The organism is Halorubrum sp. ASP1 (genome assembly GCF_005435135.1).
Classification (GTDB): Archaea; Halobacteriota; Halobacteria; order Halobacteriales; family Haloferacaceae; genus Halorubrum; species Halorubrum tropicale.
Genome location: NZ_SGUA01000007.1, coordinates 133,104 through 145,216, shown reverse-complemented (window position 1 = coordinate 145,216; position 12,113 = coordinate 133,104). Strand labels below are relative to the sequence as shown.

At 60.7% G+C, this 12,113-nt stretch carries 11 protein-coding genes and 1 tRNA gene; all 12 read left to right on the top strand.

Going from position 1 to position 12,113, the window contains the following annotated elements; all coding sequences use genetic code 11:
* The first annotated feature begins 2 nt into the window (after positions 1 to 2).
* The 12 genes from EXE48_RS12145 to EXE48_RS12100 all read left to right on the top strand — a co-directional run bounded on the left by EXE48_RS12145 (position 3) and on the right by EXE48_RS12100 (position 11,796).
* Complete coding sequence (locus EXE48_RS12145) at positions 3 to 371, top strand: hypothetical protein (protein ID WP_137711599.1); 369 nt, start codon at positions 3 to 5, stop codon at positions 369 to 371.
* Between the two features lie 418 nt (positions 372 to 789).
* On the top strand, positions 790 to 1,350 hold the full coding sequence (locus tag EXE48_RS12140; RefSeq protein ID WP_137711598.1) for a hypothetical protein: 561 nt from the start codon (positions 790 to 792) through the stop codon (positions 1,348 to 1,350).
* Positions 1,351 to 1,664: 314 nt separating this feature from the next.
* A complete protein-coding gene (locus tag EXE48_RS18440; RefSeq protein WP_158295122.1) occupies positions 1,665 to 1,802 on the top strand; it encodes a hypothetical protein in 138 nt (45 codons plus the stop codon).
* A gap of 183 nt (positions 1,803 to 1,985) precedes the next feature.
* Positions 1,986 to 2,204, top strand: coding sequence for a hypothetical protein (locus tag EXE48_RS12135; protein WP_137711597.1), 219 nt, complete (start codon positions 1,986 to 1,988; stop codon positions 2,202 to 2,204).
* 451 nt (positions 2,205 to 2,655) lie between these two features.
* Positions 2,656 to 3,327 (top strand): hypothetical protein, encoded by a 672-nt coding sequence (locus tag EXE48_RS12130; RefSeq protein ID WP_137711596.1) that lies wholly within the window; start codon positions 2,656 to 2,658, stop codon positions 3,325 to 3,327.
* Between the two features lie 181 nt (positions 3,328 to 3,508).
* A complete protein-coding gene (locus tag EXE48_RS12125) occupies positions 3,509 to 6,550 on the top strand; it encodes a single stranded DNA-binding domain-containing protein (RefSeq protein WP_137711595.1) in 3,042 nt (1,013 codons plus the stop codon).
* 889 nt (positions 6,551 to 7,439) lie between these two features.
* Complete coding sequence (locus EXE48_RS12120; RefSeq protein WP_137711594.1) at positions 7,440 to 7,817, top strand: hypothetical protein; 378 nt, start codon at positions 7,440 to 7,442, stop codon at positions 7,815 to 7,817.
* Between the two features lie 397 nt (positions 7,818 to 8,214).
* Positions 8,215 to 9,132: a replication factor A gene (locus tag EXE48_RS12115; RefSeq protein WP_137711593.1), complete on the top strand. Its 918-nt coding sequence runs from the start codon at positions 8,215 to 8,217 to the stop codon at positions 9,130 to 9,132.
* Positions 9,133 to 9,378: 246 nt separating this feature from the next.
* The gene (locus EXE48_RS12110; protein ID WP_137711592.1) at positions 9,379 to 10,068 is read left to right on the top strand and encodes a DNA-binding protein; all 690 of its coding nucleotides are present in this window, start codon (positions 9,379 to 9,381) and stop codon (positions 10,066 to 10,068) included.
* 118 nt (positions 10,069 to 10,186) lie between these two features.
* Positions 10,187 to 10,261, top strand: a tRNA-OTHER gene (locus tag EXE48_RS18435).
* Positions 10,262 to 10,625: 364 nt separating this feature from the next.
* Positions 10,626 to 10,916: a TRAM domain-containing protein gene (locus EXE48_RS19360; protein ID WP_137711591.1), complete on the top strand. Its 291-nt coding sequence runs from the start codon at positions 10,626 to 10,628 to the stop codon at positions 10,914 to 10,916.
* A 367-nt stretch (positions 10,917 to 11,283) separates the two neighbouring features.
* Positions 11,284 to 11,796: a hypothetical protein gene (locus tag EXE48_RS12100; RefSeq protein ID WP_137711590.1), complete on the top strand. Its 513-nt coding sequence runs from the start codon at positions 11,284 to 11,286 to the stop codon at positions 11,794 to 11,796.
* The last annotated feature ends 317 nt before the right edge of the window (positions 11,797 to 12,113 follow it).

Sequence of the window (12,113 nt, the reverse complement as noted above, 5' to 3'; positions counted from 1 at the left end):
CCATGGACAGAAACTACGTTCCAGCGAAAGTGTACAGAGACAACGACCCCGGCCTCCGCCGGCTGTTGACAGTTGCTTCGCATCTGTCGCCGCTTCAAGTCGTCGGGCAAGCGGTAATGCTCGTGGTCTCGACTGCCATCGGCGTGGCCGGGGCTGCCGTCGGTGCGTGGCTGATCTGGTGGACGGCCCGCCGGGCGCTCGCAACGCCATTCGAGTTTGGACTGGCGTGGGGCTTCTTTGTCAGCCTCGGTACCGGCGTGTGGATCGTCGGTATCGCGGTACTCAGCTTCCTGTGGCTCATCTCGATGGCGGTTGCGTGGCCCTCCGAGGACAACGACCTCGCCAAAGCCCTCTACGGCCCGCCGGTGTGATGCCAGCCGGCCGGCCTCTTTTTTTTGCGCTGGTGAGGACGCCTCGACGCGGACTCAATCACGTCGACGGGACGTCGGCCACTTTCCCAACCGCCGGGCCAGATTCGAAGCACCTGCGGGACGGTTGCCTCTTTCGCCGACGCCCTATCGCCGCTCTACCGCAGAAGGTCTCCCCGCAACAGCACGACCGCCACCCCCACTGCTATCGGCCGCGGCCAGACCACGCGGACGCATCACGCGGTCGCTTCGCTCCACACGCGTTGCGCCCACGGACCCAGTTCCCAGCGGGCCGCGGCCTCCCGCTCCCGCGACGGGATCGACTCCCCGCACTCCCCGGAACGGGCGGTTGACGCAAGGCAACATTATTTCCCTCATCCGGAGATGAGGGTTACCCGAGGGGGTGGCCTGACCGACAACGATGACGACGAACACCGACTCCCACGACAGCAGCACCGACACCAACTACACTGCCGACTGCGGTCACGTCATTCCGAGTGACAAGACTGCCTACTGGATTGGCGAATTCACGAACTGCGAGGAGTGCTTCCTCGAGACGGACAGCGAGTGGTTCGGCGTCGACGACTACCCGGAGGTTCTCCGCTCCCGGACGGACACCATCCACGAGGGCCGTGGCGCTTCCACCTCCACCAGCCACGTCTCGCTCGTCGGCATCCGGAACGACCGGGTGGCGGTCTACTACAACGCGATCGACAGCAAGCTCTGGATGGTCGTCCCGGCCCACGGCGATTACCACGACACCGAGGACGCCATCCGGACGCCTCTTCGCGAGGTCCACAGTGACTGTACGCTCGGCGCACCGGCCAGTCACGGCGACGACGACTTCCACACGCTCCCGAACGGTGACCACCTCGCGCTGGTCGAGAGCGTTGAGGCCCCGTACAGCATGGAGGAGTGGCTCGTCGCTCACGCCGACGAGTTCCGCTCGTTCACCGACGGCTTCCAGCCCCGCACGGAGTGAGGCCAGCCGGCGGCCTCTTTTTTTTGCGCTGCCAGCTGGCCTGCCTCATCCCGCAACTCCACGATCGCTCTTAGTGGAGCTCTCGGTTCCGCACTCCTACCGACAGCCGTGGACCCCTCGGCCGGCCGTCGAAGACAACATTATGGCCCCCAGCCGGAGATGAGGGTTTTCCCCCGACAGGGAAGCCCGATTCCGACCATGGAACGAAACAACTCTCAGCAGGTCGAGCCGACGCAAGAGCAGAAAGCACAGTCGTTCAGTCCCTTCAACGCTCGCAATCGATTCTCTTTCTTCGGTAACGAGGGTGAGGACGCATGAGCCGCCGCACCACCTACAATCCTGCCGGCATGGTGTCCACTCACCGTCGTCCCGTCACCGACGGCTCTGTCACGACCGACCTCGGCGAGGCGACCGTCGACGAGCTCATCGACCAGATGAGCCACCGGCAGTAGGCCTAGTCGGCGGCCTCTTTTTTTGCGCTACCTGAAACCACTACAACACAACCGTAGTACAGATCACAACCCAACAATGTGGCCGTGGATTCTACCAGCGACTTCGGCCACGGATATCGACAGCTCAACTCTCTGCCGTGGTTTGTGTCATCATTTACATTATGGCCTTCTGCCAGAGATGCCGTGAAAGAAGACAACCGTCTCACTTCCTCATCAACGGGGGTGAGTCAAGACGGAATCGTCGTCCAACTGAATTGGAATCTCCTCAATCAAGTAGCCTTCTGCGGGCTACTTCTTGTGGGGGTTCTGGTGCTCGCTGTTGACGGAACGCTCCTGTTCAACATCCTCAAACAGGTCGTCCTGTCGGCGGTCGCCATTTTCATCGCCCGAGGCAACCTCTAGCTTGCTTCGAGTCGGTGGTCTCTTTTTTTTGCGCTCTTTGTCGGCCTTCTCGACGATCTTGCCTCGTGGCAAGTCACGACTCGAACTCAACCGACAGCCTACTACATCACTCCCCACCCGACCAACCTCACTGGTCGAGTTCGAGTCGCCACTTCCCACCGGCAACCTGCGTCGCATCAGAGCTCTCCCGATCGGCGACACGGTCTCGTTGTACCGCACCGCAGAAACACCCACGCGGACGCATCACGCGGTCGCTTCGCTCCTCGCGCGTTGCGCCCACGGACGAGACCGCCGGGCATGTGTCGCCATTTGTCTCACCCTTTGCTGGCGACGCAACAAGACCGTAGTACAACTACACAACTCACTCCAGTTTTCCGTTCTCACACGACCCGACCGCGTTTATCGAACCCTGATAGGCGAGGCTTCCCCCGAGGGGGTGGCCGATAACCCTATGTCAGCGAAAACAGCCCATCAGGAATTCACTCCCCACAATGGTTCCCACGAGTCAGAAACGGAGTACAGCCAGTCAATCGAGGACTTCACCGTTCCGGAACCAGTTGCAGAGCTGACTGGCATCGACGATCTCTCGGAGTACAACGGCTTCGAACATCGCGGCGAGGTCTTCATGGCCAGTGTGGTCGTTTCCGATGTCCGGCATGCTCTCTTCTTCGAGCACTCCCATGCTGGTGAAGAACCAGACCCGCAGACACCGATCACCCCTCACGCAGCTATCGACCGGACACTGTCACAGCTCGCCTCAACTTTCGATAGTTGGTTCGAAGCAGATCCGACAGGGTACGGAAAGACCACCAGCGGTCACTCTGCAAGCCAAGACGAGATATACTCGAATCTGTACATCCATGATGCACTATGCCTCCGCGAGACTTCCTCCGATGTCTACTACTGTCGAGAAGCTCACCGCGAGATCGTTGTCTCTGCGATCGCATTTCTCCTCTCGAGTGTCCACAAGCATGCGAACGCGGACCACGTCGCCCAGAAGCAGGCCACTCGCAAAGAGTTGCGTAAGGTGGTAGTTGAGCGTGTCTCCGACGACCTCGCCCGTGACGAGGCCCTTCAGCTCGTCAACGACGCCTACGACCAACTCGATTCGAGCTCAGACTAAGCGACCATCCGATTATCCCACTAGTCTCACCTACCGCAACACAACGATAGTACAGCGACCAACAACAACCACTCACCCTTCACTGTCACGAGGCAGATTTTCTAGACAGCACCACCGTACCGCATTTATTTTGCCGTAATGACTGACCTTCGGGGGTTGTCTGAGTCCCCTGCCACCCTCAGTGAGTCACTGGAGAAGACTCACCGCAACGTGGATTGTGTGGCGGGATGGTCGTAGGGCAACATTATTGCCCTCATCCGGAGACGAGGGTTTCCCCCGAGGGGGTGACCCGACCGAGTTGTTAACTATGAGTGGAAACACCCAGCAGCAGACGGAAGAGCAGACTACCAAGTACACGACGTCCCTCACGACGGAAGACGAGGGCGTCACCGCGGTTGGCGGTGAAGAAGAGCAGGCAGGCCAGCAGACGGAAGTCGCGGTCGCGATGGGCGAAGAGACGACGCCGGAGACGGAAAGCCCGTCGCCCGAGCGGAACGAAAACGCCGCCTACGAATTCGGCTCCATGCCGAACACCTTCGAGATGGCGATGAACGCGACGGCGTGGCATCCCTCGTGGGGTCCGGCGCCGGTCGGCTACGAGAACATCGTCTCCCGGACGCAGTCCACGCTCAGTGCGAACACCGATATGAAGGTCGGTGAGACCGCCGATGGACAGCCGGTCAAGCAGGGCGTCCGCGCCATCAAGAAAGGCAACTACACGAACACCCCTGACGGGATGGGCGCGACCGTCGGCTCGGGATGGACGTACCACATCCCGGACTGGCAGCTGATGGAGCGCGAACTGGCAGGCGACGGTGTCGAACTGTCGGGGTCGGGCGTCGCGCGGCTCGAAGCGGCGACCGCCGAGAAGCAGGCTGAAGCGGAGCGCCGGGCCCAACTTCCGGGTCGCGAAGAGGTCCACGAACACTACGAGCCCGAAGACGGCGAGTCCATCAACGAGGATTCCAACGTGATGACGCTGTGGGATGAGGCCGACGAAGACACTCTCACGGACGTCGAGGGCATCCTCGGCGAGACCGGCGACGAACAGGTCGAGGCGATGTCGATGATGGACGCTGTCGAGGAGGTTCGTGAGTACACCATGGAGTGCGCGGCGCGGAGAGCGCAGCAGTCGCGCGAGGAGGTCGCTGAAGCGAACATCACGAACGGCATGCAGCCGAACTTCGAGTTCTTCAACAATAGCGGCAACCGGACTCGCGTTTCGAAGCAGGCTACCCAGCGCGCTCCGGATCACCGGCCGTTCGACCGTGACTTCATGCGTCCCCGCCCGCTCGGTGGCTTCTACCCCAAGTGGGGTTCGTGGAGTCCCGAGACGAAGGAGGTCGAGGTGCCGGCTGGCAAGAAGACCTACGAGGGCTACAAGGACACGACGACCATCGAGGTCGCGGCGGACCCGGTCGCCCCCATCCCGGACGACCATATCGAGTGGGCGCGAGAGCAGGCAGAGAAGTACCTGATGTCCCGGAATCTCCTTGACTCGATCGAAACGGGAGTCATGCGGCTGTTCGACCGGAATGCCGAGGCGTCGGGACTGTCGGCCGAGGAGACCTACTACGCGGACTACAGCGATGAACTCGAAGCGGGTGAGCCCCACCCGGCGAGTGAGGACTCCGGCGCGTTCGTCGCTCGCGATGGCTCGATTCCCCACTCGGCGGAGAGCACGGCTCTCGGCGTGCCCAGAGTCGCGCACATCCGGGAGGCGTACGAGAGCGCGCTTGCCCACGAGCGTGACCCGATTCGGGCCTTCGAGCCGGCGATGGAGGAACTCTGGCACGGAGACGCAACGCAGTCGTTCGCCCAGATCGACGGTGGGTGGCCCGGCTGCACGGTGATGGCGCGTGTCACGAAGGCGTACGTCCCGAATCACCCGGACAGTCAACAGCAGATCCTCTACCTCGAGGACGTCGCACCCAACGTGGCCGAGCCCGGTCAGATGGGCGGCGAGGTGAAGTTGACTGTCTGGCGGAAGTCCCAGATCGAGACGATGGCCAGCGTGGGAGACGTGCTGTTCATCTCGAACCCCAAGCCCGGTGAGTTCCGTGGCGACCTCACCCTCGCGGCGACGGGTGACACGACCATCGACCGCCTCGTGGAAAGCGATGGCCCGATGATGACGTTCCGGGACGCGTGGGGCAAGTTGACCGGCCAGAACGATGGCAAGCAGCGCATCGCCTCCGATGATGTCGCGCCCGGCGTGGGTGGGACGATCGAGGATGACGACGTGACGCGGCTTCCGAACAAGCGCTACCGCCGTCCGGGTGCGTCACTCCGTCGTGGCCCGCCCGAGGAAGACAAGAACACGCGGATGTCCGTCCCGCTGGCCGAGCAGCGCCCCCCGATGGGGTGGACTCACCCCATCCCGGAGTGGGCCGAAGACGTGTACCCCGAGGACACCGTCGGTCGCGACACGGTGGGTGAGCGGTACTCCACGACCCAAGAGCCGAGTGAGATTCTCGACGACAACTCCGTGGACATCTCGCCTGACGACTTCGCTCTCACCCTCGGCCATCTCGAGGCCGACCTCCCCCGTGTCAGCGACGAGGAGATCGACCCCGGTGCGGACGTGACGATTCACGCGTCACCTGACGACCTCGGCGGTATCGACGAGATCGTCGGCGTGGTCGGTCATCACCCTCACGCGCCTGATGACCACGAAGTGCGCGTCTTCTCCGGTATCACCCTCGACCCCAACGAGGACAACACGGCGATTCGCGTGGTTGAGTGGGATACCGAGAAGGACGAGCCCGTGGACTTCGACTCTCCCGTGACGCACACTCACGGGTGGGGCAAGCGGATGAAGGCGAAAGTGCGCTCGCTTCGGAACCGGTACTTCGACGAGGACATGCCCTCGCCGGTCGCGCTGGCCAACGGTGGCATCTCAACGGGTGCGACGAACGGCGGCGTGGAGGTTGTCGACCTCGACGCGGCTCCCTCGAATCACCCCGAGTGGCAGTCCCGTCTCGTCCTTCGCAACGCCGATGACGACTACGAGTGCCCCGTGGAGGGTTGTGAATTCACTCACCCGACGAAGCGCGCTTCCGTCGTCGCGCACATGGGTGGAAAGGCGCAGACGTGCGACGACCATGCCGCGACGCTCGAGGAGGCGGCTCCCGAAGACGGTGCCAGTGAGGAAGAGTCAAACTCCTTCGTCACAGGTCACACCGACGACGGAACCGCCATCGTGGACCTGAACTCGGCGTAAGCCCGAGCCAAGTCGTCAGTAGTTCCCGGCTCCGATAGACCGGCTACTGACCTTCTTGACACACACCGCGACTTCTCCGGTTTGTGTTCCGGGATGGGTGCGGGTCCATCAAGTAGGCACACGAAGCGAATATCCCGTGCAGAACCACCTCTGGTTCAAACACCTCCTGTCGGGGGTGTTTGGGTGGCACGAAAGGGGTGCGGCAGGGAGACTGACCTCGAAGACAGATAGGTCATCTTCCTCTCGCACTCCCGTGTCATGTTCTGTCCACAGACACCCACGGCAGTTTCGACGTGACGAGGTAGCCTAGCCAGCTCATCTCGTGTCCTCTCTCCGGCTTCTCACTCCAGCACATCCACTCCGTCACCCCCTCAACTCGCCTGATCGGACGGCTTCTCCAGAGCCCATCCCGATCATCTTTCTCTTGCCCGGCGGCCGTTCCCCCCACGGCCGTCGGGCCTTTTTTTATGCCATATCTCAACCGCCCTCGGGCACCTCCTCCCACCCTCCTCCACGTTCCGGGCGGGTCACGACCCGCCGGGCTTTCGCCATACCTCTTTCACAGTACGACGTCTCCGCATTTATATACTAGAATAGGTGAGCTACGTTCCAAACCGGGCACAGCCCGGTCCGAGGGGGCGTGGCGGAAAGCACTATGAACCGAAATCCGACCCCGATAGCAGATGCACCGAATGAAGAAAACCCGTTCGAGCAGCGCGAAGAGGCTGTTGCGTTCGAGAGCCTCACCGCTGAAGCCGAAGCGGTTGAATACGCTCAACGTGCAGCGGAGAGGCCCGGACAGTTCGCTAACGATGAACTCAGTGCGCGCCCCACGTGTCCGTTCTGTGGCGACGCAAACTGTACCCAGCACACCGACTACTGATACCCCATGAATCCACCCGGACCACACATTCCAAACGAAGCTGCCGTTCGCGATGAAGTGACCGACGGCCCCGTCCCAGAGTTTGAGGACTCTCCTCAAATCTCTGTTGACGGCCTCGGTGTCATTGCTCCCGGAGATGTCTTCTACCACGGCCGCGATGACCTGATCCTGATCGATATCGACCTTGCGGATAATCCGGGAGACGCAACGCTACACCTGTTCAATCAGCGTACGACGATTGTTGCCAAGACGACCGCGGACGAAATGGCTTCACTCGTCCAGAGCAATTTCCCCACCTTCCACTTCTCCGATATTCTCATTCCTGCTGATGCGACCTACCACGTTGAACCAGAGTCCGAACGCGGCCTTCCCCGAGCTGAGTAGTAGGGGTCACCGCAACCGCATTTGTAACCCAAGATGGGTACCTCATCCACCACAGTCAGGTCCAGATGACGGTTCAGGCCTGCCGGCAACCAGCCCAGCAAGGTCAGTCACGCCGAGCGCTGAACCGCATTTTTGGGCTACGAATAGGTGCGATGTCCTGACACAGAAGAGATAGTGCGGTAGTGTCCCAGCTCGACAGCGTTCTGGCTGCGTGACGTTCCAGATCGACTGTTGAGCCGGCGCGCAGACCGCATTTTTTCTTCCTAAGGGGTGAGGCGACGTTCGAACTGAAGTCGTCGTCGGCGAGAGCAGTATAGGTGACCAACCAGCGGTGTGAGTGGTGTCCCGGCCCACTCACGTCGTGTATGAGGTTCAGTCCGGGAGATTTAGTCCAACAATGAGTGACATTCAGTCCGAGGCAGTCACGATCGCAGAGGATACCGACGAGTACAGCGTTGAAGAGATCGCAGGAAAGCTCGCCGAAATGCACGAGGAGTACCGCGTCCCCCTCGAAGAGGCGGTCACTTCGGTTCGCGATGACCTCGGCGTCTGGGGCAACGACGAGGTCACCGACCTCGAAAACGTCGAGGGCGACGAAAACTGGTACAACCTCGAAGTGAAGGTCGTCGATCTGTGGGAGCCTCGCAGTGACGCGATGGCTCAGGTGGGCCTCATCGGTGATGAGACGGACACTCGGAAGTTCGTCTGGTTCGACGGCACCGATGGCATTCCGACTCTCGAAGAGGGTGAGTGCTACTCGCTCGACACCGTGGTCTCTGACGAGTACGAGGACTCCACCTCGGTCAAGCTCACGACGCCCACCGAAGTCGAGCACCACCCCGACATGGAGATCGAGGTCCCCGAGAGTGGCACGACCCACACCGGGACTGTCGTCAACATCGAGTCCGGGTCTGGCCTCATCAAGCGCTGCCCCGAAGAGGACTGTACGCGCGTCCTGAACAACGGGCGCTGCTCGGAGCACGGCGAGGTCGATGGTGAGTTCGACATGCGGATCAAGGCTACCGTCGACGATGGTCTCGACACCCCGACGGTCGTGTTCGACAAGGAGGCTACTGAAGAGCTCACGGGCATCTCCCTCTCCGACGCAGAGGAGATGGCTAAAGACGCGCTCGACACGAGTGTCGTCGCTCAGGAGATGGAAGACGAACTCCTCGCAGAGCAGGTCACGGTCACTGGCCCCGAGTACGAAAACGGTGGCTCCTCTACCATCTCCGCAGACTCGTTCGACATCAGCAGTGGCATCTCGGCTGATGACATCGACGCCGCCCTCGTCAAGGCTCGCTCGAACGCCTGATTCCCAGTTCGGCCAGCCGCCACACGCTCCCTGATCAGGAGCGCTTGTAGCGTCACTCCAGAGTGAGACAGACGTGGCGGTTGGCGGGCCGAGCGCAGACCGCATTTTTGACCCCAGAGGGGTGAGGCGACATTCGAACTGAAGTCGTCATCGGCGAGAGACGTAATCGCGTGGCAATCAACGGGACGAGTGGCTGTCCGGTGCCCTCGTGTCGTAAACGCAGTACCCGGAAGACTTACTTCAACAATGAGCGCAAGCCAGCAGTCCAACGACGAGCAGAGCCAGAACAACTACAACCGCGAGCCGGCTATCCGTGCGACTGTTCAGGAGATCAATCAGGCCAAGGACCAGTTCAAGACCTCGGAGGCCGAGCGAGCGCCGTCCTACCAGCTTCTTCCCACCGGGGCAGGTGCCAACCGCGTGTTCACTGCCGGAACCCTCACCAACGTCGAGGACGTGAGCAACGAGGACTCTGATGGCGCCTACCTCAAGGCCACCATCTCTGCCGAGTCCGGAACCGTGTACGCCTACGCTGGTCGCTACTCTGAAGAGGCACAGGCCTTCCTCCGTGAGGCCGAAGCGCCTCAGTTCGTGGCCGTGTGCGGCAAGATGGACCTCTACCCCGAGGACGAACCCATCGAGGAGCGCAACGTCTCGCTTTCCCCCGAGTGGTTCCAGACCATCGACGCCGATCGTCGCGACGAGATCCTCCTCAAGAACGCCATGGCCACCATCGAGCGTGCCGACGGTGGCGGCGCCAGCCTCGACGCCCTCGTCGAGCGCGCCGAAGAGCAGTACAAGTTCGACGAGGACTACACCGACACCGACTTCCGAGCTGGTGCGGTTGAGGTCCTCGAATCGCTCGACGAGTTCCACCGCGACGATGAGGGCGCGACCGCTGGCGACTCTGAAGAGGTGCCTGAAGCGGCTGCCTGACGCCCACGCCCTCTCCTAAGCGTGTTCCCCTGTCATTGTGTGTTGTCGTCTTCTGTCCCCTCTGACGCTCCCTCCTCCTTCGCCTAACTCTCCCAGTCTCTTCTCTACTCTCTCGAGCATGCCGGTAGTGTAACTGGCAACACGCCGCCTTTTGCCTAGGCGGAGCAGGTGCGTTCGATTCCACCCCGGCATATTGCGGTCCTATCTCCCCCAACTCTGCTATCTCCTCACTTCGCGGTCTCTCTAATCTATTTCTCTCAGCTCCGGTTGGACGGCTGGCCGGAGCTGTCCTTTTTTTATGCCATGTCTCAACCGCCCTTGGGCACCTCCTCCCACCCTCCTCCACGTTCCGGGCGGGTCACGACCCACCGGGCTTTCGCTTCCGCTATCTTCGCGTCGTCTTTCTGTCGCGTCACCCATTGTTCCTCATCGCGCGACGGAGCGCTGCGCTCGCGCTGCGAGCGGTCGGTCCACCGTGCCTGCCGTAGGCGGGCGCGGTCCCCGCCAACGCCGTCAGTAGGTATGTAGCTTCCCGCATTTGTGGGTGTGGATTCGTGATGTCTTCTACCTCTCGCAAGTACGAATCTGATGAAGACGAAGTCGCCCACCAGCAGGCAAAAGCAAAGGACGCTCGAAGCACTTTTTCCATTGGCGAGACCCACGAAGCCGTTGTCACAGACAGTGCTGCCGAGAACAACGGCCGCCAAGCAATCACCAATCTCAACAATATCTACATTTTCATCGACGACGACGACAATACGCTCAGCAAGGGCGATTATGTGAAGATCCGAATATTCGACGTCGGAGAGAATTATGCGAAGGCCGTCTGTATCGCCCACCTCGACTAAGCCTCAACTACGCAGAAGCATGTCCAACAGCCATCGCGGTGCCCACAGCCAGTACAACGGCCCACTCCCAATGGATCGCTTCTACGTGGAGGAATACCAGTGACGTGGCAGCATCTCCACCGAGAAGAGGCCCCCAACGTCGGTGACCCAAAACATGCGACACCGGGAGAGCTCGCCGGTATCGCGCCCCCATGCTCAGAGTGCGGACTCCAACCGATTGACCCAGACTCCCAAGACGATCTCTGCGAAGAGTGTGAAAACACACACTCTGAACAATCCTAGTTGAATACAGCCACTAGGTTCATTCCCATCAGCGAGACAGCACTGCTACAACACCAGCATTTTTCACACTCAACAATGGGTGCTGATGTGGACTCAACCCAACACCGGCAACTCGAATCGTGACTCAAAGAAAAGTACGCGCCGCAATCTCCTTGCCGCCGCAGCGGTGGTCTCTACAACCGTTTTAGCTGGCTGTTCGTCAGCCGCAGGTACGTCAACTGATGAGGCGTCCACGTCGGAACAGCCGGCTGATTCAGCGGAGAAAGCCCCCGATCCCGAGCCCGATCCTCCGGCTTCTCCTGACGCTGTTGTCAGGAAGTACCTCACCGCACTGACCGAAGGCAACTTCCACGAAGCAGAGGAACTTGTAATTGGAATTCAGGCCCAGCGCGTGTCTGAGTCCTACGTTCAGGAGATGGCAGAAAGGGCTACAGACGCCGAGATTGAAGAGCTCCATGTCGAAGAAGTTGATGGGGACATGGCCACTGTCGTCGCTACTGTCTCGGCTGACACTGGTGTCATGCAGAAGTTCCAAGAGACCCAGTTCCTTCTCGCCCGGTGGGAAGGTGAGTGGTTCATCGAGAACGCGATATACTAACGCCCCCTTTTTGCTGGCAGCTCGTTTGTGACTGCCCGTCTGTCGCCCCCCTTTTGGCAGATCGCGGACCGCTCTCTCCACCAACCACTCTCGCCCTTTGTATTAGAGACCCACATACGGCCGTTAACCGAATATCCCACTAGCAGACGCTACCTCAAAGCTCGTATACTATGATCAGAAAACGCATCCATTGACACAACCCAAAGCTGCTTTTACCAGACCCAACCCGGAAACCGTTCCTGATGACTGAAAGATGGGATGGACTCTGATCAGAAGACGCTGGACTTTGGAAGGAATTATGTCTGACTCTGATCGGA

What these genes read in the sequence shown, in the direction of transcription:
- EXE48_RS12145 (WP_137711599.1), top strand. Translation starts at nt 3, where the DNA reads ATGGACAGAAACTACGTTCCAGCGAAAGTGTACAGAGACAACGACCCC.
- EXE48_RS12115 (WP_137711593.1), top strand. Translation starts at nt 8,215, where the DNA reads ATGAGTGACATTCAGTCCGAGGCAGTCACGATCGCAGAGGATACCGAC.
- EXE48_RS12110 (WP_137711592.1), top strand. Translation starts at nt 9,379, where the DNA reads ATGAGCGCAAGCCAGCAGTCCAACGACGAGCAGAGCCAGAACAACTAC.
- EXE48_RS12100 (WP_137711590.1), top strand. Translation starts at nt 11,284, where the DNA reads ATGTGGACTCAACCCAACACCGGCAACTCGAATCGTGACTCAAAGAAA.
- EXE48_RS12140 (WP_137711598.1), top strand. Translation starts at nt 790, where the DNA reads ATGACGACGAACACCGACTCCCACGACAGCAGCACCGACACCAACTAC.
- EXE48_RS19360 (WP_137711591.1), top strand. Translation starts at nt 10,626, where the DNA reads ATGTCTTCTACCTCTCGCAAGTACGAATCTGATGAAGACGAAGTCGCC.
- EXE48_RS12130 (WP_137711596.1), top strand. Translation starts at nt 2,656, where the DNA reads ATGTCAGCGAAAACAGCCCATCAGGAATTCACTCCCCACAATGGTTCC.
- EXE48_RS18440 (WP_158295122.1), top strand. Translation starts at nt 1,665, where the DNA reads ATGAGCCGCCGCACCACCTACAATCCTGCCGGCATGGTGTCCACTCAC.
- EXE48_RS12120 (WP_137711594.1), top strand. Translation starts at nt 7,440, where the DNA reads ATGAATCCACCCGGACCACACATTCCAAACGAAGCTGCCGTTCGCGAT.